Source organism: Clostridium sp. JNZ J1-5, from assembly GCF_053901425.1.
In genome coordinates, this window is the sequence record NZ_CM132773.1 from 1117957 (window position 1) to 1144171 (window position 26215).

Sequence of the window (26215 nt, forward strand, 5' to 3'; positions counted from 1 at the left end):
AAAGTTCTATACTTTTAACTTCCATGTAGCTCCTTCCTTAGTATCAATAATTTCTACATTTTCTTTCAGTAATAAATCTCTTATTTTATCAGACTTCTCCCATTCTTTATTAGCTCTTGCAACAGCTCTTTCTTTTAGAAGTTCTTCTATATATTTAATTTTTTCATCATCTAATTTATCTTCATCTTTTTCTTTTATTAAATTTAAGCTAAAAATTCTATCAAAGTCTTCTGTTAAAATTTTCTTCTCTGAGTTATTTAATTTATCATCTTTTATAACATCAAACAAAACTGTAAAAGCATTTGCTATATTTAAATCATCATTTATGCATTTTCTAAATTCTTCTTTGTATTTGCTTATTTTATCTTCATCTAAATTTTCATCTTTATTTATATTTCCAACAACAATTGTTATTTTTTTTCTCAAACTATCTAAAGCTTTTTTCGATTCCATAAGTCTTTCATAGCTAAATGCCAATGGCTTTCTGTATTTTGATTGTAGTGTATAATATCTATAATCTAACGGTGAAAATCCATCTTTTATCAATTTTTCTAGAGTTAAAAATTCTCCACTTGATTTAGACATTTTTCCGTTATCTACAGTTAGGAATTCTCCGTGTATCCAGTAATTTACCCACTTATGCCCTAGTGCACACTCTGATTGAGCAATTTCATTAGTATGATGTACTGGTATATGATCTACTCCTCCGCAGTGTATATCTATATTTTCACCTAAATATTTTATAGCCATTGCAGAACATTCTATATGCCACCCCGGAAATCCTACTCCCCATGGAGACTCCCATTGTAGGATATGATTATCATATTTAGAATTAACAAACCATAATACAAAATCAAATGGATTATTTTTAAACTCATCTACTTTTATTCTGCTTCCAGCTTGAAGTTCTTTCATATTTAAATTTGCCAATTTGTAATAATCATCAAACTTATCTATAGAAAAATAAACATTGCCATTTGCTATATATGTGTATCCCTTTTTCTCTAGTATCTTTATTAGATTTATCATATCTTCAACATGTTCTGTTGCTCTAGCTATTATAGATGGCTTTTTTATATTTAACCTCTCTAAATCTAACATAAACCTATCTTCATAAAATCTAGCTACTTCTAGAACATTCTTGTTTTCCCTCTTAGCCCCTATCTGCATCTTGTCTTCTCCAGTATCTTCATCTGACTGCAAATGGCCCACATCAGTTATATTCATCATATGAGTAACCTCATACCCTTCATACTCTAATGCCTTTTTTAATACATCTTCAAATATATAGGTTCTTAAGTTACCTATATGAGCAAAGTTATAAACTGTAGGTCCACAAGTATACATTTTTACCTTTCCAGGTTCAAGCTCTCTAAATTCTTCTTCTCTTTTATTTAGCGTATTATAAATCTTTAATGTCATATCTTTCCCTCCTTTAATTATTACCAGCTAAAATCTTTTAATTATCAGATGCTAAGAATTAATAAAAAATAAAAAACTGCAAGTAGTCTACAGTTTTCCTTATAAAACAAGAAAAACTACAGAGCCATCCTGCAGTTTATTTTTAATAATTATTAATTATATACTTTATTATCTAATTATATAAATATTAAAATTGGTATAGTACTGCAGTTATTTTAAATTTTTCAATATTTTTAAAACAACAACAGCAACAACACATCATTTTAATATCCTCCTCTTAGAATTTATTTACTTTATTATATTCTATGTTAAATTAATTTTCAATTAAAACTTGCAATCACTTTTTCTTATATATTACATAACATGTAATGATATAAAAGCATATTAGGAGGATTAATGTGATATATTTTTGTCCCATTTATAGTAAATGTTTTAAATACTCCAGCCATGGTAATCTCAACTATAGTGATTACTGGCTTCCTAGGAACATAAGGGCTGAAATAAATAAAAGGCAACCATATTTAATATTGATTGTAAAATAATCCAGCCCCTTCTATGATTTCCTGTTCTGCAAATAAACTTAAGACAGCTGCATTATAATCACTTAGCTTTTGTGCCTTCTTTATTTTTTTAGCATATTTTTTATTGTCTGAAAATATGTAAATCATATACCCCCACAGTTCTTTCATTCTAAATATTGCATTTTTCTCTTCATTAAATACTTCTATGTATGTATTCAAAATTTCATCATGAAAATCTTTTAAAACTTTTTTATCCAAATTAGTATTATTTTTTATGGAATCCATTAATCCCGGATTGGCTATTGTCCCTCTTCCAACCATAACTGTTTTTAGTTCTGGAAAAGCTTTAATTAATTTATCATGATCTCCAACAGTAAAAATATCACCATTATAACATACTGGATTTGTACTTAAAGATAATGCATCTTTAAATACCTCTAAATTAGGTTTATTTCCATAAAAATCTTTTTGTGTTCTAGGATGAATAATTAATTCTTCTATAGGATATTTATTGTAAATTTTTATTAGCTCATAAAGCTCTTCTGGGCTATCTTTTCCTATTCTAGTTTTTATAGAAATTTTCATATCATCCATTCTAAATATTTCATCTAAAAACATATCCAGTTCTTCTCTTTTGGCTAGAAATCCTGAGCCTCTATTTTTTGAAACAACCGTTCCAGAAGGACAGCCTAAATTTAAATTAACCTGGTTATAACCTAATTGTTGTAATTTTCCAGAAGTAGTAATAAAACCTTCTGAATCGTTAGTAAGTATTTGAGGCACTATATTCATTCCTTTATTATTCTCAGGCAAAATATCTCTTAATTCTCTATTCTTAAGGTTTGTACTATTATTTGGAACAATAAAGGGCGTAAAGTATTTATCAATATTATTAAAAAACTTTTCATAAGAATTCCTATATATGTATCCCGTAATTCCTTCCATTGGTGCTAAATAATATTGCATTTAATAACTCCTTTATAAATATTTTAAAAAACAAAATCTTTTAATACATTGTTTAATTTTTTAAAAACTTTTAACACAAACCTTAAGACATATGGTAAAAAGAATGATAATAGTAACACTGAAGCAGCCAAAATTAATATATTATAATTTATAGTTTGTCCTAATTTAACCTGATATAAGTGTATGGCTCCTACAGATATAGCCCCAACAATTAATAATTTAGATGCTATCCATGAAACTACATTTATAACCTGGCATAATAATATTATTACTGATAATATCCCTATTAATGGCAAAGCTAATATCTTAAATGGCAACTTAACCAAATCAAATATTTGTTTAGTATTATTTTTTTGACTTTTTTCAACCGTTTTTCGTTTTCTAGCCTTTCCTTCTTTATTATCATTCGATTTATTTTTCTTATCTTTGTTTTTTGAAACTTCTTTTGAGGTAAAATCATTTTTTTTTGTACTAGCACTTCTCCCTTTACTTATAGAATTTTCACTTTTATTATTGACTCCTGGTTCTCTTTCTACTTCTTGTGTTTGCATAATTAATGTTTGGTTTTTATCCATTAGTTGATTTTCTTCTAAACTATTTAAAGCTTCATATGCCTGATGAAATAACTTCAAAAATTCATTAAGTCGTTTTTCATTAACTACTTCTTTTTTTATTTTTTCTACTTGCTTTTCATAAGCTTCTTTTATTTCTTCTTTTGATGCATTTTTTTCTACACCTAATATTTTATAATAATCTGTCATTTCTTCTCTCCATTTAAAACCAATTAGTTAATATTCTTATTTTAATTTTCACCTTATTACTTCTTAAAATATTGTACCGAAATTTAAAATTAATTTAAATTATCCCCTTCATATAATCCTCTTGCCACAGAAAAATTAAGAAAGGCAGGTATTATTCTACGAATAATTTTACATTTACTCAAGATAACTGTAAAGAAGAAACTACTTCCACTTGGCTAATTGCAGCATTTTAATTTAAATAAGTTTTTATGATCTATCGATCTATCATACTTTTAAAATATTCTGCTTATGCAAAATGAATATTAAGTTTACCATCATTATATTTTGCCTCTATTATTTCTTTAGATTGAAGCTTTGTTGGCAATATGAAACTTCTTCTCTCATTCTTGATTGATATAGTTATTTCATCACCACTTTGCGAAAGCTTTAATTCTTTTTTATCAACAAAAGGCATGTTTATAGCAAGATTATATCCTTCTTCTCCTTTTTCAATAGTAAATATTTTATCCTGAAAAAGAACATTTTCTGGGCTAACTTCTCCATAAATCCTATCTCCAACCTTTTGAAGAGTTTCATATTTTCTTAATTCATCACTCATTAACTCTAATTTAAAAACTGGTATTCCTTTAAAGCTATCATATATATCACCAATGCTCTCCTTTTGAATATTTCCCCATCCTTCAAAATATCCCTTTAGAGAATCCTCAGAGAAAATCTTATTTATAATTATTCCATCAACGTTATAGTCGAATAGATGAAGGTAAGAAAAACTTCTTTTCGCTTCTTTAACTACTATTTTTTCTGGAGTAGTAACTATTCTTATGCTAACTATATCCTTATTAAGCATAAGGCTGTGAAGTTCATCAATTTTTAAATATAACTTTTCAATATCATTGAATGTATCATCTGTTGGCATAGGTATTTTCATAGTTGCTTCAACTATTGGCTTTGCAATCTTTGCCCCTTTTCTTTTAATAGGGAATAGCTTTTCCATCCACCATTTAAATAGGTCTGGAAACTTAAGCAGTGACATAGTTTCCCCAGTGGGAGCACAGTCTACTATTAAAACATCATATTTCCCTTCATCGTATATACTCTTAATTTTAATTAAAGCTAATAACTCTTCAAAGCCTGGAAATACTAGTAATTCCTCTGTTTCTATGCTTTTATCTGATTTTAATGTGATAAGTTTTTCAATATAACTCTTTATATTTCCCCAAGCATTTTCGTTTTCTAAAACTGAATCTATTTCCATTGCGTAAAGATTATTGCTTATTTCTAAAGGATCATTAGATAGTTTTATATCAAATGAATCTCCTAAGCTATGAGCCTGATCTGTACTTACAACTAGTACTTTTTTGCCCTCACTAGCTATTTTGCAAGCTGTTGCAGCAGCCACACTAGTTTTACCCACTCCGCCTTTTCCTGTATATAATATTATTCTCATATTTTCCCCCTCCAATTTACTAAGAAAAATCCACATCAATTTTTTTAGTTGCTTTGCTGCTTGTTTTCTCTTTTATATCCTCTTCTATAATTTCAAAAGCAACCTCCTTAAATAGATTTAATGTCTCTTTTTCTAAATCCTCTACCTTTTCTCTAATCTCCTTTGGCAGTATTTCCTTTATTGCTTCAAATTTATATTTCTCAGACTTTATTATTTTCTTAACGAACTCTTTATTCATATGAGCTCCCCTCTCCCTTATTCAAAATAAATCTTTAATACTTCCTCATTTAACCTTGCAGAAGCTATTGAATATTTTCTAATTATATTAGGTATTGGGATATTCCTTTTGAAATTTCCTATTTTCACGATAATGTCTGTTCCAGATTCAAAGAGATCAAAATCCTTTTTATCAGTAAAAGGTACATAAACATTTAGGCAATACCCTTTTTCTGTTTTTTCAAATGTCTCATTTATTCTTGTTTTTAGAACCTTAAATATATTTTCATCCTGCAGTGAATCCCTTACAACTCTTTCTAAACCACCAACTCCATTTATATCTACTTCATACCACTTTACTTTGTAGATTGGTATATTAGAGAATACTAGGTTTATCTCATCTAAATAGTTTTTTTGAATCTGTTTCCATTGATCAAAAAAGCTATTATCTATATCATCTGGTATTATTCTATTAATATATAATCCATCCACATTAAAATTGTATAGATTTAAATACATGTAACTTCTCTTGCTTTCCTCTATCACCATTTTTTCTGGTATAGTAACAAGTCTTATACTGCAAACCTCTCTATTCTTTAATAGAATTTGTAATTTTCCAAGCTTAACATATAACTTTTCAATGTCATTCAATGCCCTTTCATCAGGCATATCTAATTTAAAAGCTACCTTTGAAATTGGTCTTAATACCTTCATAGCTACCTTTCCAACTGGGAATAACTTTTCCATATACCAGGAAAAAAGCTCTGGAAATTTTAACAAGGAAAGAGTTTCACCTGTAGGAGCACAATCTACTATGATTAAGTCATAAATATTTTTATCATACAATCCTTGTATCTTAATTAATGAAAATAGTTCTTCTATACCTGGGAATACAACCATATCCTCCATTATTTCCTGATCCTCTTCACTTTTGAAGGTAATCATATTTTTAAAAGCTCTTGAAATACTTCCATAATGTCTGTTCATTTCATAATTAGAATCTATTTCTAATGCAAAAAGATTATTTAATATTTCAATAGGCTCTTCCTTTATTTCCTTCATAAATAAGTCACTTAAATTATGAGCCATATCCGTGCTTACTATTAACGTCTTAATCCCCTCTTTTGCTGCCTTAACTGCGTGTGCTGCTGCAGTGGTTGTTTTTCCAACTCCACCTTTGCCTGTAAAAATTATTATTCTCCCCATAATACGCCTCCCTTAATTCCTTTATAGAATAGTTCTTTAATAGAAGTATTTATTTAAAAAAATAACTTAGTAATCTAAGCTATTCTATAATTATTCTTTTAACCTTCTTAACTGATTTATTTTCTTCCTCTGTTCTACTTTCTCCTTGCTTCAATATAGAAATAATTTTGTTAAATATGCTCATAGTAGCAACTCTTTCTTCATCAGTTAATGCTTTATATACTTCTCTAAAATAATATTCAATAATCTTTTTTTCTTTATCAATGAATTCATTGGCTTTTCTAGTTAAAACAATGTTTACTACTCTTCTATCACCATCGTCTCTTTTTCTTTCCACCATCAACTTCTTCTCTAGTCTGCCAACAACTCCAGTGGTTGTGTTTAATGGAGCATTGATATAATTTGAAATCTCTGTCATATTTGCACTCTTATTTCTATAGATAAATAAAAGCACCAATAGTTCATTTTTGGAATAATCTAAAAATGCACTGCTCCATTGATCTGGAAAAAATAAAAATTTTATCTCATCAAAATAATCAAAAATTATTGATTCAAAATTTAATCCGCTATTAGGTACCATAGAAAAGTCTCCTCAAATTAGTTCTTTCATCGAAGTATATTTTATATACTATACCATAAATATTTTCCTGTCAATATATAACATGGAAATATATTATCTATAATATTGCTTGTATATTATTGACAAATAGAAAGTTAATTGCTATTATAAACATACCAACCGTATGTATCTAAAAGGAGGATTTAAATGGCTAGAAACAAATATCCAGAAGTAACTATAAATCGTATTTTGGATATTTCCCTTAAACTGTTTATAGAAAAAGGATATGAGCAGACTACGATTCAAGATATAGTTGATAATTTAGGAGACCTTAGTAAAGGTGCTATCTATCATCATTTTAGTTCAAAGGAAGATATTATTGATGCTGTTACTGCAAGAATGTATGCAGAGCATAATCCATTTGATAATATAAAAAATGATAAATCATTAAATGGATTGCAAAAACTAAAAAAAGTTTTTGTAGAGTCCCTATCTAGTAAAGAACAGCAACAGTTATATCGTTCCTCACCTACATTGATGAAAAACCCTAAATTTCTATCAGGACAGATCAATCAATGTATTACCTTTTATGCTCCTTTATTACAGAAAATCATAGAAGAAGGAATTAAAGACGGTTCTATCACTGTTGACAATTCAAAGGAGTTATCTGAGGTGGTGATGCTTTTAATAAATATCTGGTTAAATCCTGCGGTATTTGCTGTTACAAAAGAGCAGTTTACTAGAAAAATCAGTTTTTTAAAAAGTTTACTTGATAATATGGGATTACCAGTTATTGATGCAGATATCATGGTAGCGCTTAATGACTTTCGTGATGCAACATTTTCCTAATAGTTTTGTAGTATTAAAATATTCTGCCATAAAAGGCAGCTTATTTTTACAGATATACATACCAACGGTCGGTATATATAGAGGTGGAATAATGAAAAGTATAAACATTGGATTTATTGTTGGCACTTTTGTCTCAATTATATTGTTAATTGTAGGAATAATTATATTGTTGTATAGCAGTAATAAAACACAGAAAAATAAATGGGCTTGGTGGCTAATTGTATTTGGAGTTTGTGCTCTAATAAGTGGAGCAATCAATTCAGGAATTTTACTAAAATAATTGGGAGGTAATATTATGCAAGATTTTAATAAGAAAATAATAGAGGCAACAGAAAAATTATCAAAAGAAACCTTATGTAAATCAACAGATACTGTAAAAAAATTAACTCACCCATCAAAGAAGGTATCAAGGATTGGTTCTATTATTGGTGGAACTGTTGGTGTTGGACTTATTATTGCAGGCACAACAAAGTTATTATTAGGGAGCACTATATTAGGAGTGAGTAGTTTAGTTGCAGGTGTTACAACAGTGGCTTCCAATTCTATAAATATGAAAAAAAATAAAAAATAATAGTCTCTTAAGCTATAAATCCTCGACATTATCGTCCAGGGTTTCATTGGTGGAGCTACCATTCCCCATAAAAAAACACAATTGTCTGTAAATAGCTATTGAAGCTACTTGCAGGCAGTTGTGGATCTAAACTTATCATTTAAAAAGTCTACATTATTTATAATACGGTTCAACAAAAACGCCGATTCTTTTATATATGGAATCAGTATTTCTTAGTTTTTAAACATTATTTCCGCAAAATCTTATCCATCGCTTTTCCCTTTGCCAACTCATCGATTAGCTTATCCAAATAGCGAATTTCCTGCATAGTTGGTTCTTCAATATCTTCCACTCGGACACCGCAGACCACACCTTTAATCAAAGTCCGCAAAGGATTCAGTTGGGGAGCTTTCACAAAGAAAGCCTCAAAATCTGTCTGTTTTTCCAGTTGTGCTTCTAACTCTTCCTGGCTATATCCTGTCAGCCAACGGATGATTTCATCGACTTCCGCTTTCGTACGTCCTTTTTTCTCCGCCTTCATAACATAAAGGGGGTAGATGCTTGCTACACTCATTGTATAGATATGATGTTTGGCCATGACACACCATCCCTTAAATAATTTTCTTTATTGTATCACGAAAAATAATCGGGTTCAAACTAAAGTTGCCTTTATTTTTTATTATCCATAATCATCTTATTTTTTTTTAAAATTAATATAATCTCACCGAAAAACTAAAAATTAACCCCTTTTATTAATCTCATCTGTTATTAATGATCTTGAAATATACATGGCTTTTATTATGTTCTTAAGACGAGTGTGATGAACGGTACCCTCCGCAAATTTTAGCTGTGCTTTTTCACATTTGCTGATAATTGAAGATACAGGTGGTAGTGCTTCTACTAATTCTTCTTTTGTATATTTGTCCATAACGTCTTGGTCTGTTATTAATAATTTTGAAATATACAGTGCTTTTATCCTATTCTTAAGTAGTGTGTGCTGTGAAGTACCCTCAGCAAATTTAGGTTGCATTTTTTCACAGTTACTAATAGTTGAAGACACAACCTGTAGTGCTTCTGCCAATTCTTCTCTTATATATTTTTCCATAGGGTTTCACCTCCTTAAAAAGCTATTTAAATCCTGTAGAGAAGATGGTAATAATTATAGATTATTTAATGAATAACAAATTATCTAAAATAAATTCATCAACAACTCTGCCAATACTTAAGCTATCTATATCATTAATCCATTTTTCTGGAATAGCTATATATTTACATGTACTTTCTTTACTTTTTAAATAATTATATATTATATGAGCTTCATCTATTTCGTCCTTGCCAACATTAACTGAACTTTTCAAAGCATCACTGAAATGGGATATAATATTACTTTCAAATTTATGTTTTATTTCATTAATACTAAGATTGCTAAGTTTATACCTTTCACTGAAAAGCAGTTTATTATATCTTATCAAAAAAAACTTAATTTCTTCATTATTTAGAAACTCTACCAAAGCGATATTTTTATTAGCTTCTGTAAATCTAATAATTTTTGCAGTACTTACCAAATGCTTTACTGCTCTTATATAATCTCTATATTTAGCTGCATCTTCAAAATCAAGATTTGCAGCAGCAATATTCATTTTCTGTTCCATTTCTTCCAAAATAGTTAAATCAGTGCCACTAAGCAATTTTATCACTTTTTCTACTAAAGCAAAATAATGCTCTTCAGAAGGATTAGCTGTGCACATACCAATGCACAAGTTCATAGAATACTTTAGACAGCCTGAAGCCTTTCGAGAACTATTAGTACACAAAATTTTATTATGTTCTTTTATACCGTTAAGACCTTTTTCTACAGTATTCTTATTAGTATAAGGCCCAAAATAAAGCTTTCCATCAGAACTGTTATACTCGTTACAGATTTCAATATCTGGATATTTCTCGTCCATTTTTATTTTGATATAACAATAACCTTTTGGGCTTTTCATTTGCCTATTATATATTGGTTTAATTTCTTTGATTAATTTGCATTCAAGCAATAAAGCTTCAAATTCCGTATCTGTTAGAATATAATCAAAGTCCTTAAGATTTTTCACTAATTTCATTACCTTTGAAGAATGAGATTTGGAATTTATAAAATAGGATCCAACTCTATTTCTTAAGTTTTTAGATTTTCCTACATAAATAATAGTATCTAAGGAATCTTTCATAAGATATACTCCCGGTGAAGAAGGCAATTTTTTAATTTTTTCTTTTATGTCCACAGTTATGCTCCCCCTAAAGGCAAATATTAATCAAATTTTATCATATTTTATGGTTAGGTAGAGTTAATATTTTATTCATTTAATAATAAAGAGTGCCTGACTCTATGATATAAATTTAAACAAAGTCAGGCACTCTTTGACTAATTTTAATTAGCGGTGGCTCTTTTCAGCAGCTTCAGCATCTGCTTTAGTCACATGAACTGTACCATGTGGATGTTGAGGTGGTGCATAAATAGAATATACTTTAAGGGGCTTATTGCCCGTATTAATAATATTGTGCCATGTACCAGCAGGTATCATAATTGCAAAATCGTCAGAAACTTTTGCTTGAAAATTCAACCTGTCTTTATTGCTTCCCATTTTAACAAGTCCTTGTCCTTCTTCAATACGTATAAATTGATCAATGTTTGGATGAACTTCTAAGCCTATGTCATCACCAACATTAATGCTCATCAATGTAACTTGCAAATGCTTTCCTGTCCATAAAGCGGTACGAAAAGTATTGTTTTGTTTACTAGCTTCATTAATATTAACTACGAAGGGTTGTGGCCCATAATCCTTCAATTTAATTAAACGATTATCTTCTAAGAATTCTGAAGAATCAACTCTCGAATGATATTCCATTTCATCGACAAAAGGAATATCAGGATAATTATACTGTCTCAAAAAATTCATATCATATATTGGTGTGTTAACAAAATAAGGACACCAATATGTCCTATACCTATTATACATATTGCTCCTTCCTTTCATAGTCTTACGTAATTATAATATGTTCTAGATTTTGGAAATGTGCTTGTATCATTGTGCATAGATACTATACTCAGAAAAAATCTAAATAATCTACTAAGCTCAAAAAATCCTCAACAATACTTTATAGTATTGTTGAGGATTTCATTTGTATAGGTGAAGTGTGACCTTTGAAATCCACAACTTATCCTACAAACTTACATCTCTTCACCATATTTAGATTGACCTAATTGGTTTAAGGTTTCACTTGAGTTCTTAATATGAGTTACTGCCATATAAACATCTTCTATACTCGTGGCTTGTTCTTCAGAGACAGCAAGCATTTCTTGAGATGAAGCTGCTGACTCTTCTAATATACTTGCAATGCTCTCTATCTCTTTTCGAATATTAGAAAAAATACTAACTGTATTTTCAATCATATCTAATTCTCTAACTATGTAGCTATTTATTTGATCAAAAGAACTTTTAGTTTTTTTGAAGCCCTCACTTACATTTTCTACAATAGCTAAACCTGTCTTCACTGCTTCATTTTCTTGATTGGACTTTTGCATAATATTATGGGTTTTATTCTTTATTTGATCTATAGATTGATTGATTTGAATCACAGTATTTTCACTTTCTTCAGCAAGCTTTCTGACTTCATCTGCAACAACCGCAAATCCTTTTCCCGAATCTCCTGCACGAGCAGCCTCTATAGCGGCATTTAGAGCTAATAGATTTGTTTGCTTAGCTATCTGGGTAATCCCTTCTAAAGAAGAATTTATTTCATCCATATAATTATTAAGTTCATCAATATTAGAGCGAGATTCATTGACTGAGTTAATAATATTCTCCATTTGCTTATCCATGAAATGAATCCCCTCATTACCCTCTGCTACAACTATAGAAGCTGCTTGAGATATTTGCATAAGCTGCTTAGAGAATTCGTTTATATTAACTACTCTCTCATCTGCCTCTCCCATCATGTCACTAATCTGCATAACACTATTAGATTGCTCTGTAGCCCCATCAGCAACTTCATTTAAAGTTTTCACAAATGCATTACTACTGTCTTTTATTGTTTCTATATTTTCATTACAATCTCCAATCTGTTGATCAAGAGTTGCTGAAATTTGCTTCATGATTTCCATTGTTTTTTCTAAGTTTTTTGTGAATTCTCTAACATTAAGTTTTTCTTTCTCAGCTAAAGCCATAAAACTATGACCCCATTTAGTTAAGAAATATAATCCTACACAAGAAAATAGATAGCAGGCTAAATTAATTACAAAGACATCTAATGCAAGAGGATGCAAAAACTGCACTACACTGATTTCTATAATATTAATAGCCCCTATTATAATCAAAAACTTACTTTCTAAGTAGATTGAAACAAGCACAAGCCCAAACAAAGAAAATATAGCTGCTTGACCAGGTCTATCGAAAGAAAGAGCACCAATTACCATAATAACTGCTAACATAACTAACAGTGTTACAATCTTTGTATCTGCTTTTCTAAATAAGGCTATTCCTACCATGCTTAATGCTGTAAACTCTATCGCTGCCACATAATAGCCAGAAAAAATATGAAATATAGTCATAATTAATATGGTTGGTAATGCTAATATTAATAAAATCAATAAAAGCTTATTGATTTTATTCTGATAGTTTAATATTATATTTTCTTCATTCATTTCTTAGCTTCCTCCTTAGTTTTCATAAGCTCAATCAACCTTAATTTAATCTTTTTACTACTCTTAATAGTGATTGTTTACTTCCAGTAATTATTGTACATTCTAATATTATACATATAAATGTAAAATAATCATAGAATTAAATATCTATATTATTACCTTGATACAAAATTCTTTATGTAATTATTATTATCGATATCTATTTTAGATTTATTTAGAGCCTATAAGAACTTACCTACTGGAGCTACCCTCACCAAACCAAAAATATAACCGCCTATAAGCAGCTATTTAAGCCACCTACAGGCGGTTCGTGAATTTCATAGTGGAGGCGAAGCACCACCTTTGAAATCCACTACTTTATATTATGAATCAGCTATAAACAGAGTTCTTGGCTTCAGAGGGAGTTATTACTCCCTCTGAAGCTTAGAAATCGTTATCCAGGGACGTAGCCGCTCTTTACTCCAACTTTGAAGAAGATGGGAGTATTAGAGCGGATAGTCATCGGATGAATAACTATTTTCTGAAATTGTATTAACCAGTACCACTTATTCAACAATTTTATAATACACTCTCGCAGTTAAAGAGAATACAATTGCATAAATTACTGCAAAAACAAGGATTGTTATTAATGTGGATATCATAAATAAAGATACATTCCTCAAATTTAGAACTGCAAGAAGCTTTGTAATCATTGGAAATGCAAAAGCAATATGGATTACTGTAGCAACAAGAGGCAGGAAAAATACCATTAATACTTGGCTTCTAATAGTTTTCTTTATTTCATGTTTACTCATTCCTACTTTTTGCATAATCTCAAAGCGTTCCTTATCATCATATCCTTCAGATATTTGTTTATAATAAATAATAAGCACTGTTGCCATTAAAAATAATGTACCTAAAAAGATACCTAAAAAGAACAAACCACCATATACCATAAAGAAGCTTTCCTTGCTGCCTGCAGAACTATCAATATTGACTTCTATGTTATTTACCTTAAATTTATCATTCAACTTATTAGATATGGATAGGATATCCTTATCTGTGCCTTGAACATTAACTCCAATTGAATACTCTTTATGTCCCTCTTTTCCTAATACCTCTATATCATTTACAAACAGTACATAAGTATCTACTATATCTTCCATACCATCTTTTAATGCTGATACAGGTGTATCTAATACTTGTTTGATCTTAAAGGTTTTATTTTCAATGGTAATGCTATTCTTATTATAATTCTTTACTTTTGAAAAAATGACTGCTTCGTCATCAGCAAGGGTAATATTCTTTCCTTCTAATCTGTTATAATCAGAAATAGGAATAAGCGCAAGTACGGCAACATTTGAACTATAATCTTTTTCTTTTGATAATTGAAACTTACCATCTTTTTTTATAGCTGCATAGCCATTATTCCAATAGCTAAGTTTATTTTTCATGTCTATATTAGCATTTTTTGCTTCAGCCTCTAAGATTTCATCTATCTTTTGTGCCTGGCTGTTTGTAATCTGTGAAGCACTCATTACTAAATTTCTTGGGAATCTAGTTTTTATAACATCTTCCATTCCTACATATAAAGCAACAGTGGTTGAAAGCATCACAAGCACTGCAGTACTTAAGATACAAATATTCGCAAGTCCCACTGCATTTTGCTTCATTCTGTACATCATACCAGAAACGGAGATGAAGTTACTTGTCTTATAGTAAAACCTTTTATTTTTTCTAAGAGCCTTTAATACTGCAATACTTCCTGCTGTAAAAAGGGCATAGGTCCCTACCATAACTAAAATAACTGCAAAAAAGAACAAACTTAAAGCCGAAAGTGGTGATTGAACCTTTAGTGCAATTCCATATCCAGTACCAAGAGCTATCACACCTATAATAGTCATAATCCATTTGGTCTTTGGCTCTTTTTCTCCATGCTGTGTACCTTTTAGAAGTTCTATAGGCTTTAACATTCTAATTTGAACTAAATTTGACAACAAGGCTGCAAAAAAAATACCTATAAAAAGGATTAAAGTTTTTATTATAGATGGTACTGAAACATAAAAGCCAAAGGATACTTTAAATTTAAGAATCTTTAAAAGCAGAAGGAACATAAGTTTATTCAGGATGATCCCACAAATGAGTCCAACTGCTAAACTAACGACTGAAGTAAAAATGAATTCAAAAAACAGCACCTTAGCAATATGCTTTTTCTCAAGACCTAACACATTATACAGTCCGATTTCTTTTTTACGCCTTTTGATTAAAAAACTATTTGTGTAAAAAAGAAATATAGCTGAAAAAATTCCTATTACTATTGTTCCTAAACGGAGTATGGTTTTTAAGCTCTCAGAGCCACTTGTGCCCTCCAACCCCTTATTTATTGAAAGAGCATGCATTATATAAAACATTGCTATGGTACATATACAGGTAATGATAAATGGAAAATATGTCTTACTGTTGTTTTTAATATTTATTGCCGCTAACCTTGGATAAAATAGTCTATTCATTTATCCCACCTCCAGTGGCAATGACTGTAAGTGTATTTGAAATTTTTTCGAACATCTCTTCATTAGACATTGAACCTTTATAAATCTGGTGAAATACTTCTCCATCCTTAATAAAAAGTACTCTTCCTGCATGGCTTGCTGCTTTAGTACTATGTGTAACCATAAGGATGGTTTGTCCCTCCCTATTAATTTCGGAAAATAATTTTAATAGCTGGTCTGTAGCTTTTGAATCAAGTGCCCCTGTTGGCTCATCTGCCAAAATTAGCTGTGGTGCTGTAATCAAAGCTCTAGCCACAGCAGCCCTTTGCTTTTGCCCACCAGATACCTCGTATGGGAACTTCTCTAATATATCCTTTATACCTAACTTCTCAGCAATAGGCATTAATCTTTTTTCCATTTCCTCATAGGACTTTCTAGATAAAACAAGGGGTAAAAATATATTATCTTTTAAAGAAAATGTATCAAGTAAGTTAAAATCTTGAAATACAAACCCTAAATTATCTCTGCGAAATGCCACTATTTCGCTTTCTTTAATTGCTACAATGTTTTTATCCTTTAGTAAAACCTCACCACTAGTAGGCTTATCTAAAGATGCCAGTATATTAAGCAATGTAGTTTTTCCTGAGCCGGACTCTCCCATAATTGCAACATATTCACCATTTTCTACTGAAAATGTCACATTGCTTAGTGCTTGAACTTGATTTCCACCAAACCTTGTAGTATATATTTTTTTTACATTATTCACTTCTAATAACTTCATGCTTTTTCCTCCTCATAAGCTTGACTATACTCTAATTATAAGAAAAAGAGAAATGTCCAGCCATAACTTTGCCTTACATTTCTCCTTTTAACCTTACATTGATGTAAGGTTTATTCGATTATAGTTTTTATAGAAGAAAGGTCGATTTTTACTGTTGTCCCAACGTTAATCTTAGACTCAATGGTTATTTTATGCGAAAGCTTATCTAATATCTTTTTGCAAAGATAAAGTCCAATTCCAGTTGCCTTTTTATCCATTCGTCCGTTATACCCAGTAAACCCTTTTTCAAATACTCTCGGCAAATCCTCTTCTGCAATGCCTATTCCTGTATCCTCAATTACAAGTACCTTTGCCTCAGTATTCTCCATATATATTGATATTTTACCACTGTTTGTATACTTTAGAGCATTAGAAAGTATTTGTTCAATTACAAATACCAGCCACTTTTCATCTGTTAATACTGTACAATCCATTTCTTTTAGCTCAAGTACTATATTCTTTCTAATAAACATGTAAGCATATTTTCTAACACTCTGCCTTACAATATCTAATAAGCTGTAATTTTGAAAAAGTAAATCTGATGCTGCACCATCTATCTTTAAATAGCCTAGCACCATTTCAACATATTGCTCAATTATAAAAGTTTGTGTTAATAATTCCTTATTTTCTTCAGTGTGATTACTTTGCAGCAGTAATCTCATTGCAGCAATTGGTGTTTTAATTTGATGTGCCCAAAGTGTATAATAATCTATCATTTCTGCGTGCTTAATATCTATCTTTGACATCAGTTCCATACTTTGATTATAAAATGCTCTCAAAATATTTTGGTAATCCGCTTCAATCAAATTGTTAGCTAGAGGCATTTTATCTAGCCCCGTGTTGATTTGTTTTTCAAGAATGCATAACTCATTATGCTTTTTATAATACTTAATGAAATCATAAACTATGAAAAGAGTCCCCACACAGGCTGATAAAAAAAGTGCATATACAATTGACTCAAGGGGTAAAGAGTATAAAGAAAAAACCATAAAAAATATAGAAAGAAAAACACTGTCCATTACTATGGTTTTCTTGTGATCTATAATATACAATAATACAATCCGTAAAAAAGATTTTTTTTTCATATTATTCCACCATATACCCAATACCTTTTTTTGTTTTAACGAAATCATAAATGCCGGCATCTGCCAGTTTTTTTCTCAGACGAGTAACATTAACAGTTAAAGTATTATCATCTATATAGCTATCACTTTCCCAAAGTCTTGTCATAATATCATCTCGAGAGATGGCTTTACCAATATTCTCAAATAAAATTTGAAGAATCTTAAATTCATTTTTCGTAAGCTCAATTTTATTGTTTTTATATTCCAAGATTGCACTACTAAGGTTTAAAACTACACCCTTATGCTCTATTACGTCCATTTTTCCTCCAAAAGAATATGTTCTTCTGAGTAGTGCTTGAACCTTTGCTACGAGAATATTTAAATCGAAGGGCTTAGCAATAAAGTCATCCCCACCCATATTTACGGCCATAATAACATTCATATTCTCAGACATAGAGGAAATAAAAATTATAGGTACACTTGATATTTTGCGAATTTCGCTGCACCAATGATAACCATTGAAAAACGGTAAAGATATATCCAAAAGCACAAGATGCGGATCAAACTGGACAAATTGTGCAATAACATCTTTAAAATCAACTATAAATTCAGTTTCATAATTCCACTCATATAAAATATTTTTCATTGATTTTGCAATTACCATATCATCTTCAACAATTAGAATCTTATACATATTACATTCCCACACAATTCCTTATTAATATTTAATTTCCTCATTATTATATCATAATTTATATATATCCTTACCTTATCTCCTGCTAAAAATAATCTTCAGCATAAAAAATTATACCTAGTTATTAAATAATTTCACTAATGTTATATAACTAGTCTCTAGCTTTTAGGCTTTCTGCCATATTAACCTTTAAAACCTTCTTTTTACATATTCCCAATGTTACATAGTATACTAGCAAAATAATCGCTAAAGCTATTATTATTTGTGAAGTTTCTAACTTTGCTATAAAGTCAAAATACATATTGGAAGTTAAGCTGTCAAAAAATTGCTGTATTATACTATTTGTTAATGGTATTGCAACTAAAAATCCAAGCCATACTAATACTGATGTGGAATTCAAAATTAACTTTGATATTTCTTTGTTATGATACCCCACTACTTTTAGCATTGAAATATTCTTTCTATTTTCCTCCACCAACATAGATGTGACTATATACACTACAATTACTCCTATAATAGCAGATACTACTGCCATTATATAAAGAAAAACTTTAAAAGCTGCTATAGAAGTTTCTAACCCAGCCTTACTATCCTTAGCAGTTAAAACATTCATCACCTTATTACAATCAATATTTAACTCTTCATCGCTATATAAACCAATATAAGTGTTTTTAGGAATATCTAGCATTTCATTTAGTTTATCCATTGGCAAATATATGTTATCACTATATTGTATATTACATACATCATCAATAGTAATATCATAATCTTTAAGATTTGAATTGTTTTTTATTTTAATAGTATCTCCCTTTTTAAGGTTTAATCTTTTAGCTACAGCACTTGTTATAACTACTTTGTCTTCACCTATAGCATTCTCATCTTTATCATAAAGCTTAATATACTTACTGTTTCTAGTAACCCCATTTAAACTTAGGCTAAATATTTCTCCATTTTTCCTATATTGAAAACTTGATATCATATATGGCTCTCCACCAGTATTATTTTCATATAAGGGTTCCTTTAGCACATATTGATATTCATATCCAAATAGTTCATGAAAGTTACTATTAAATAAAAATTGTAAAGAACTATCAAATGAGAATCCTGTAAGCATAAATATTGATGCTGCTACTATTCCAACAAACATTAAAAAGCTTCTAGATAAATTTGATGTGATTTCTTTCAACTTAAATCTTAACTTAAAGGATCCCTTTTTATGAGGAATTAATTTAGTCAATCTTCCTTTTTTCATTTTACCTACGTTAGCTTTTAAAAGGGAAACTATATTTAGGTTCATTCCCTCCCTTAAAGAAATAAGTGTAGCAAAATAATTTAACAACGTTGGGACAGTAATTAAAAATACAACGTCCATAATATTAAAATGATAAACAGGTTTTGGTATATTATATTCTACTGATGAAATTACTGAAAATAATCTAGTAGTTGCAATTCCTGTTATTCCTCCAATGACTGTTCCTGTTATTGATAAATATAAAGGTAATCTCATATAATGCTTAACAACTTCCCACTTGGTATATCCCATGGACATAAGTGTTCCTATATAAACATATTCCTTCTTAAGCATACGACCATTAACTACCGCCATAATGATACTAGATAAAACCAAAATAAACAAAGGCACTACTTTACTTACCATAATAAGAGATTCAATCTCTCCATCAAAAGTAGATATTCTAGAATTTGTATCTTTATCTGTCCACTCTAACACAATTCCATTTTTGCCAAGTTCTTTTCTAAATTTCTCTTCATTATTTTCCTTAAAAATAACACTATAGTATGTCTTTATATTTTTCTTATCTATATTATTAAAGGTAGTTTTGTCTATCATACACAATCCGAACTTTGTTCCATCACACATAAAATCAGCATCATTTTTCTTAACAGTAAGATAATCTGGTGTAACAAATATTCCACAGACAGTATATTCAGTTCTATCTATAATTAACTTATCTCCAAAACTTAAATTTTGGGCTTCAAAAAAATATCTATCCACCATTATATCATTAGGATTTTTAAGTTCTTCTCCCTCATATAAAACTGGTTTATTTATTGTCTCAGATTTTTGTCTTATACGTAATGTAGCTTTATTATATTCAGTTTCCATATAGATATTTTCTTCCAATATTAAATTATAATTTTTTTCATAATCCTTTATTTCTTTCTGTGATAATTTTTTAGAATAGAAAAAGTTAGCATCCTCTAAAGACTGATCTATTCTATTATCTTGAACATTTTTCTTAATACTTGTGCTGGCTGTCTTTAATCCTAAAAAAGTTGATGTGGATAATATAATTAATATAAGCATGCCTATATAAGTAGCTTTATGCTGAAGGAAAATTCTTTTTATTCTTTTATTTATACTCATTTTCATAGCTACCACACAATCCTTTCTACTGGAATTGGCTGGCTATTAACATCATTATGAGTAACTTTTCCACCACTTATTTTTACCACTCTATGGCTCATTTCAGCAATGGAGCTATTATGAGTTATTATTAAAATAGTTGTATTATACTTTTCATTTATTTCTTTTATAAGTTTTAGAATATCAAGGGAAGATTTGTAATCTAATGCTCCAGTGGGTTCATCACATAACATTAACTTAGGATTTTTTACAAAGGCTCTAGCTATAGCAACACGTTGTTGTTGTCCTCCTGATAATTCAACAGGATACCTTTTAGCTAAATCTGCTATACCTAAATTTTCAAGAATTTCATCGATACATAAAGGATTTTTACATATATCAGCTACTACCTCTACATTTTCATAAACAGTTAAATTAGAAATTAGGTTATAGAACTGAAATACAAAGCCAATGCTATTACGCCTGTAATTTGTTAAATCCTTAGATTTTAAAGAAGTAATTTCTTCACCATCAACATATACTTTGCCTTCATCACTACTATCAATTCCACCGATTATATTTACCAGAGTAGATTTTCCAGAACCTGATGGTCCCAGTATAGTAACTATTTCTCCTTTAGATATTTTAAGATCTACGTCGTCAACTGCTTTTATGCACTCGTCCCCAGATTGGTAGATTTTAGACAAGCTTTTAATTTCAATAAAGCTTTTTGAGTTGTTTAAACTTCCGTTTCCATTAATATTTTTTTGATTTGTCATAGTAAGTTACCTCCAATTATTTATAATTAAGATAGCTCTATGGCAATGCAAAAATCTAATGGCATATATTCCATTTTGGGCATAAAAAATACCTGTGGAACATATGCTACTGTCCCACAGGTCTAAATTTCATACCTGTTGCCCTATGCAGAAGGGCCCGACCTCAGAAACTTTTTACAATTTCATAGTCTGCTCAGTTTGTACTGTAGATATTACGTAATTTAAGTGAAACTCCAAATTTTACATTTGGACAATTGAACTTACTCAAGGACTTGTTCCTTGAATTTCATTTCAACAAATAAATTACCTTTTTGCAGTGCAAAGAGTTTAAAGTTATTATATATTATATTGTATTGATTGTAAATAGTTTCCTATGGATTGTATTCTAATGATTCATACTACTTGAATACTAGATTTAAATTAGCTAAAAATCACTTTAAAAAAGCTAAAGTAATTTGGATTTACAACTGCTACTACAAGCGATGGATCAGCGAAAAATTCTTAGAGTATTTAAAAATAATATCTTGGGAATCTGTTTGGCTATCCACCTGTAAAATTATTTAAGCAAAAACACACTATTATAGTATAAACATGATGTTTTACATGTTTTATCATGTTTTTAATATATAAATGTTTTTTGATAAACTGCATTAATTATATTCTATTTAACATAGACTAATAAGTATAAGTAAATAATAAGTATATATAATAATCTATATTCAAGGTGGTGATTAGTATAACTCCTGAAGAAAGAGCATATATTGCAGGTATTATAGATGGGGAAGGAAGTATAATGTTATTAAAATTTCACTCAAATCAATTTCCTGCTCCTTGTATAAGCATTAGCTCCACAACACCAGAACTGCTGGAATGGATAAAATCCAAAACTCTTGTAGGAACTATAAAAAATAAAAAAAATTATAATACCTTAAAACATAAAAATTCGTTTATATACACTGTTAAATATGACCATGCTATAAAATTACTTAAAGAAATAGAGCCATACTTAATACTTAATTCTAAAAAGGAAAGAGCAAAATTAATTATTAATAACTATAAAAATGTAACAACTAGAAACGGAAGATATTCCGACGCCCAACTTAAGGCAAAAGAAAATTTTTATGAAAATTTCATGAGTATAAAGTAAAAAACACTAACTTTATTGTTAGTGTTTTTTACTATGTATGTCTAATGACTATAATTTTGATACAATCTAGCGGATTTTCCGTTGAAGGTAGAGATTTTAATATTGCTAAATTGTATGTATTTCTGCTAATATGTGCACACCCATTTAAACTATTTCAATCATCTAAAACTCTATATCACTTATTAGATCTTATTCAAGCCTTATCAATTCGAAACGCTTTAAATAAATTTTCACTTGCATGCCCTATCATTTTTAAATATAAATATCCATTGTCCTTTTCAAAACGAGGAGTTAGCGCCAATGAAGGACATCTTTCCGGTCTTGCTTTCTCTTCTGTAATTGAACAAATCTGTTTAGAGTCTACACAATTAATAAAATCTAAAACTCTCACTTGAAATGTTTGTTTTCCAGATGGACCATCAATTTGTGTTGTTAAATAGTACAATCTTTCATTATCATCAGTCACATAAAGACATTTCTCTATTAGATTATCCCAAACAGTTCCTTCCACGTAGTTTCCTCCAACATATGCATACTTCTCCAACACAATAGTTTGTTTCTTTTCAAATTCATATTTAAATATAGTAACAACAACCCTAGATGCATGCCCCCAAATACCTCCTGAATTACTTCTCGCTGGGTAGTCCTTCCTTGTATCTGTGTATATCATATATTTATCACTTAAAAATATTAAACATTTTAGCGAATCTATTTTTGAGGTTTCATTAGTAATAGTATTAATCAAAATAGCAAAATCTGCATACTGCGAATCTGGCATAACAACTATATAATTTTTGTTTGCAAACATATGAAAGTTCTTAAGAGAATATACCGTTTCACCTATATCATCTATAATAATAGTTTCACTATCTTCATTAAAACTTTTTGCTTTAATTTGCAAGATTTCATCATACTTTGTTTTTAATCTTTCTAAATAAAAAACCTTATTATGTGATAAAATATATGCATTATTTATATATCCTTCTTCACTATTGTTAGACTTTATAAAAGAAGTATAAGGTTCAATGCTTTTCAGATATTGCTCCCAACCTCTCACATCAAATGATGATGCTATATCACTAGTATTAATTAATTCATCATCTGTTTCATTTGGTATATAACCATATTTTTCAGCTATTCCTTCACAACCAGTCGCTTTATAAATATTATTGATACTCTGCTGCATTTGAACAATGCTAGTTTGATTAACTGAAAAATATGAAAACAGGCTATTATAAGTTTCAATGTATCTATGATTTTTTGTCCCTAAAAAGAAAAATTCCATTATTACTTGCATTATTGCCTTTTGTGCACTTATACTTTCAATATTTTCAATCGAGCTAAGCGTAACAGATGGCTGTGGATTCTTTACATTAATATATCTTAGTACTGATCGAACAAATGCCCTTTGATATTCATTAGTTTCATCTTGTTCATTAGCAACAGTTACAAGCACAGAAGCCAAAAAGTCTTTTTCATCAATGCTTAGCAAAGTTGAAATATCAAACTTAGTATTAAGATCATAAAGTTCCTTTTTTTGTTTAGCAGATAATTCATCTATAATTACGTCTGTAACTGTATTAATTTCATCAAGCTTATTACTTAAATCCTTTCCTACACGTTCAATTGCTTCTTCTTGCTTACGAAATTTTTCTTCAAATGGTTTTGCTCCAGCTATCATACCTTCTTTAAATTTATCATTCTTGCCAAAAAATTTTTCAAACAACATATTATTTTCCCCCTATTAAAAATCATACTCATTCCCAACTACTATATTGTAAAACTCCTTTTCAAGAAATTCCTCTTTTACAGACTCTATAAATTTTTTATCATTAATTATTCGATATAATGTTATGCTCAAACCTCCAATATCAAGTTTTAACAAATCATGAGTCAAAGCAACATATGCTAAATTACTTGATGATGCAATAATATTGGAGTAGCTAAGAATTTTTTTTGTTTTTAATGAGTATAGTTCCCACGAACCATGCTGTGATTTATCAAAAAACAATCCATGTATTGTTGCAATGAGTGTATTAATTAAACTTGAAAATGCTCCTTGTTTTCCAACATTGATACAATTAACTGCATCTATACCATGTTCTGCAAGTTTTTGCGTCATATCCGGTGAAATAGTAGATAATATTGGAATTGGCAACCCGGCTTTTGACAACTCATCAGATTTATAATGAAATCCCTGTTTAATTACTGAAGCAGCAAGTGCTCTTGGATCACTTTGAATACGTTCTATTACTTTATCAAACATTAAATTTGTATTCGCTTTTTCAATTATCTTAGGCATTAATACACCATTTAATTTAGGCATTTCTTTAACATGATAAGTAGAAAATTTCCAATCGGTTAAAGTACTTGTCATAATATTAGATGTACCAAAAATCCATCCTAATATTGGATCATGTCCTAAAGTTCTAAAACGATGAGAGTTTCCGCTTAACCCTAACTCAAAGTCATTACTCCCAAATAAAGCATCATATGGTACTCCGTTATAAATAATTTCATCCATTGTGGCATAATATCTCTTATACTTGTCCTTATTATGATTGTTAAATAATTTATTAAAAATCTGATCTTCTTTCTCATATGACTCTTTTGCACTTTCATAATGACCAGTTCGTTCATTAAATGATGTAATCATATATTGTCTTATACATTGTAATGATGTTGCAAAAAATAGAAAAGAAATATCCGTGTTACTTAATTTTGTAGCTTGCTTAAATTTAACATCTAAATTTTGAATAATACTATTAGCATTTTTAGCTATATCAGCTACTCTTCCTGATTCTTTTGCAATATCACTTAAATGTTCAATACTTTTATTTGCGTTTGCGAATGCCTGATTTTTTTGTTTTCTTAAAGCATCATAATTTATCATATCAAATATTTCCTTCTGAATATTTTTAATTCTATTCTATAGTAATATCAGTTATATCTTCTATTTTAGATATTTCTATAGTAGTATATTCTAGAACAATAACATCATCAGTTATAGCAATAATTACACCAGATGCTTCATATTGTATTCCATCTTTTCTATAAATTATATTGTAATTGCGTCCCACCATTAATCTAACTTTTATTTCTTCTTTATTATAAATATATATTTTCTCCATCTCTTATAATCCTCCACTTGTTTTTATGCTTAAATCCAAACCCCATATTAACACTTTTCTTACTTATACCATATTTATTTTCTACAACAAATATCCATTAAACTACTCTAATCTTTCTTTTAATGAAGTAATATAATTAAATTATACATAAAAATACATTATTTTACCACATTTTACGATGAATTTAAAAATAGTAATTATAAGAATATTTCAAAATTATATACACGCCTCCAAAAATGCATATTATCTATTAAATAAAACAAAACCCGCTAGAATTGCACAATAAGTTGCTTATCCAGCAGATTTTGTTTATTCTAAATGTTCCATACTATCTTTAAATACAAATATTATTTTATCCTCCGCATTTACAATTACCTTCTCAATAGTTCCTTTCCAAAGTTTCTCATCAACCTCAGTATTTAAGCATTCTTCAGTCTCAATCACCTTAAAAAACTCTGCAATATTTTCCTTCTTTACACTCCGCTCTAATCTTCTTTCATTTATAACTTCGGCTAGAATAGCTGCAGTATAAAGCCAGATAAAACTTCTCATTTTACATATTCAAT

Annotated in this window: 26 protein-coding genes and 1 riboswitch; of the genes, 4 read left to right on the forward strand and 22 right to left on the reverse strand. The window is 29.4% G+C overall.

The genetic code is table 11. The features are described from left to right. Window positions 1-6 precede the first annotated feature (6 nt). From cysS to ACWW38_RS05390, 7 genes are all read right to left on the reverse strand, one after another. Window positions 7-1422, reverse strand: a complete 1416-nt coding sequence (cysS, locus tag ACWW38_RS05360) for a cysteine--tRNA ligase (RefSeq protein WP_456259778.1) — start codon at window positions 1420-1422, stop codon at window positions 7-9. Between the two features lie 521 nt (window positions 1423-1943). Beyond that, window positions 1944-2909, reverse strand: coding sequence for a tRNA dihydrouridine synthase (locus tag ACWW38_RS05365; protein WP_456259779.1), 966 nt, complete (start codon window positions 2907-2909; stop codon window positions 1944-1946). Between the two features lie 23 nt (window positions 2910-2932). Beyond that, the gene (locus tag ACWW38_RS05370) at window positions 2933-3670 is read right to left on the reverse strand and encodes a DnaJ domain-containing protein (protein ID WP_456259780.1); all 738 of its coding nucleotides are present in this window, start codon (window positions 3668-3670) and stop codon (window positions 2933-2935) included. A 286-nt stretch (window positions 3671-3956) separates the two neighbouring features. Then, entirely contained in the window at window positions 3957-5117 is a 1161-nt protein-coding gene (locus ACWW38_RS05375) for an ArsA family ATPase (RefSeq protein ID WP_456259781.1), read from the reverse strand. A gap of 19 nt (window positions 5118-5136) precedes the next feature. Next, window positions 5137-5355, reverse strand: coding sequence for a hypothetical protein (locus ACWW38_RS05380; protein ID WP_456259782.1), 219 nt, complete (start codon window positions 5353-5355; stop codon window positions 5137-5139). A gap of 17 nt (window positions 5356-5372) precedes the next feature. Continuing rightward, window positions 5373-6539 (reverse strand): ArsA family ATPase, encoded by a 1167-nt coding sequence (locus tag ACWW38_RS05385; RefSeq protein WP_456259783.1) that lies wholly within the window; start codon window positions 6537-6539, stop codon window positions 5373-5375. A 79-nt stretch (window positions 6540-6618) separates the two neighbouring features. Beyond that, window positions 6619-7119, reverse strand: coding sequence for a MarR family winged helix-turn-helix transcriptional regulator (locus tag ACWW38_RS05390; protein WP_456259784.1), 501 nt, complete (start codon window positions 7117-7119; stop codon window positions 6619-6621). Between the two features lie 186 nt (window positions 7120-7305). Between ACWW38_RS05390 and ACWW38_RS05395 the strand changes: the two genes are divergently transcribed. From ACWW38_RS05395 to ACWW38_RS05405, 3 genes are all read left to right on the forward strand, one after another. After that, window positions 7306-7947 carry a TetR/AcrR family transcriptional regulator gene (locus ACWW38_RS05395; RefSeq protein WP_456259785.1) on the forward strand — a complete coding sequence of 214 codons (642 nt, stop codon included), beginning with the start codon at window positions 7306-7308 and terminating at the stop codon, window positions 7945-7947. A gap of 91 nt (window positions 7948-8038) precedes the next feature. Then, on the forward strand, window positions 8039-8227 hold the full coding sequence (locus ACWW38_RS05400) for a hypothetical protein (RefSeq protein WP_456259786.1): 189 nt from the start codon (window positions 8039-8041) through the stop codon (window positions 8225-8227). 15 nt (window positions 8228-8242) lie between these two features. Continuing rightward, window positions 8243-8518, forward strand: coding sequence for a hypothetical protein (locus tag ACWW38_RS05405; protein ID WP_456259787.1), 276 nt, complete (start codon window positions 8243-8245; stop codon window positions 8516-8518). Window positions 8519-8744: 226 nt separating this feature from the next. Here ACWW38_RS05405 and ACWW38_RS05410 read toward each other — a convergent pair whose 3' ends face one another. From ACWW38_RS05410 to ACWW38_RS05460, 11 genes are all read right to left on the reverse strand, one after another. Further along, on the reverse strand, window positions 8745-9095 hold the full coding sequence (locus ACWW38_RS05410; RefSeq protein WP_456259788.1) for a DUF2200 domain-containing protein: 351 nt from the start codon (window positions 9093-9095) through the stop codon (window positions 8745-8747). 141 nt (window positions 9096-9236) lie between these two features. After that, window positions 9237-9602, reverse strand: a complete 366-nt coding sequence (locus tag ACWW38_RS05415; protein ID WP_456259789.1) for a hypothetical protein — start codon at window positions 9600-9602, stop codon at window positions 9237-9239. Window positions 9603-9663: 61 nt separating this feature from the next. Continuing rightward, window positions 9664-10761: a UvrB/UvrC motif-containing protein gene (locus ACWW38_RS05420; protein ID WP_456259790.1), complete on the reverse strand. Its 1098-nt coding sequence runs from the start codon at window positions 10759-10761 to the stop codon at window positions 9664-9666. Between the two features lie 150 nt (window positions 10762-10911). Further along, window positions 10912-11514, reverse strand: coding sequence for a cupin domain-containing protein (locus ACWW38_RS05425; RefSeq protein ID WP_456259791.1), 603 nt, complete (start codon window positions 11512-11514; stop codon window positions 10912-10914). 194 nt (window positions 11515-11708) lie between these two features. Further along, window positions 11709-13181: a methyl-accepting chemotaxis protein gene (locus ACWW38_RS05430; RefSeq protein WP_456259792.1), complete on the reverse strand. Its 1473-nt coding sequence runs from the start codon at window positions 13179-13181 to the stop codon at window positions 11709-11711. Window positions 13182-13726: 545 nt separating this feature from the next. After that, window positions 13727-15670 carry an FtsX-like permease family protein gene (locus tag ACWW38_RS05435; protein WP_456259793.1) on the reverse strand — a complete coding sequence of 648 codons (1944 nt, stop codon included), beginning with the start codon at window positions 15668-15670 and terminating at the stop codon, window positions 13727-13729. Then, window positions 15663-16430, reverse strand: a complete 768-nt coding sequence (locus ACWW38_RS05440) for an ABC transporter ATP-binding protein (RefSeq protein ID WP_456259794.1) — start codon at window positions 16428-16430, stop codon at window positions 15663-15665. The genes ACWW38_RS05435 and ACWW38_RS05440 overlap by 8 nt, the downstream gene beginning before the upstream one ends. A 110-nt stretch (window positions 16431-16540) precedes the next feature. After that, complete coding sequence (locus ACWW38_RS05445; protein WP_456259795.1) at window positions 16541-17554, reverse strand: ATP-binding protein; 1014 nt, start codon at window positions 17552-17554, stop codon at window positions 16541-16543. Window position 17555: 1 nt separating this feature from the next. Further along, window positions 17556-18227, reverse strand: coding sequence for a response regulator transcription factor (locus tag ACWW38_RS05450; protein WP_456259796.1), 672 nt, complete (start codon window positions 18225-18227; stop codon window positions 17556-17558). A gap of 151 nt (window positions 18228-18378) precedes the next feature. After that, window positions 18379-20613, reverse strand: coding sequence for an ABC transporter permease (locus ACWW38_RS05455; RefSeq protein ID WP_456259797.1), 2235 nt, complete (start codon window positions 20611-20613; stop codon window positions 18379-18381). A gap of 8 nt (window positions 20614-20621) precedes the next feature. Then, on the reverse strand, window positions 20622-21371 hold the full coding sequence (locus tag ACWW38_RS05460) for an ABC transporter ATP-binding protein (RefSeq protein WP_456259798.1): 750 nt from the start codon (window positions 21369-21371) through the stop codon (window positions 20622-20624). 107 nt (window positions 21372-21478) lie between these two features. Continuing rightward, a riboswitch (NiCo riboswitch) is annotated at window positions 21479-21578 on the reverse strand. A gap of 529 nt (window positions 21579-22107) precedes the next feature. Between ACWW38_RS05460 and ACWW38_RS05465 the strand changes: the two genes are divergently transcribed. Next, entirely contained in the window at window positions 22108-22518 is a 411-nt protein-coding gene (locus ACWW38_RS05465) for an LAGLIDADG family homing endonuclease (RefSeq protein ID WP_456260419.1), read from the forward strand. 193 nt (window positions 22519-22711) lie between these two features. Here the strand turns inward: ACWW38_RS05465 and ACWW38_RS05470 are convergent, their stop codons facing one another. The 4 genes from ACWW38_RS05470 to ACWW38_RS05485 form a co-directional block, all read right to left on the reverse strand. Next, window positions 22712-24247, reverse strand: coding sequence for a hypothetical protein (locus ACWW38_RS05470; protein ID WP_456259799.1), 1536 nt, complete (start codon window positions 24245-24247; stop codon window positions 22712-22714). 15 nt (window positions 24248-24262) lie between these two features. Further along, a complete protein-coding gene (locus tag ACWW38_RS05475; protein ID WP_456259800.1) occupies window positions 24263-25411 on the reverse strand; it encodes a hypothetical protein in 1149 nt (382 codons plus the stop codon). A 31-nt stretch (window positions 25412-25442) separates the two neighbouring features. After that, window positions 25443-25649 (reverse strand): hypothetical protein, encoded by a 207-nt coding sequence (locus ACWW38_RS05480; RefSeq protein ID WP_456259801.1) that lies wholly within the window; start codon window positions 25647-25649, stop codon window positions 25443-25445. A gap of 309 nt (window positions 25650-25958) precedes the next feature. Further along, window positions 25959-26201 carry a hypothetical protein gene (locus ACWW38_RS05485; RefSeq protein ID WP_456259802.1) on the reverse strand — a complete coding sequence of 81 codons (243 nt, stop codon included), beginning with the start codon at window positions 26199-26201 and terminating at the stop codon, window positions 25959-25961. Window positions 26202-26215 lie beyond the last annotated feature (14 nt).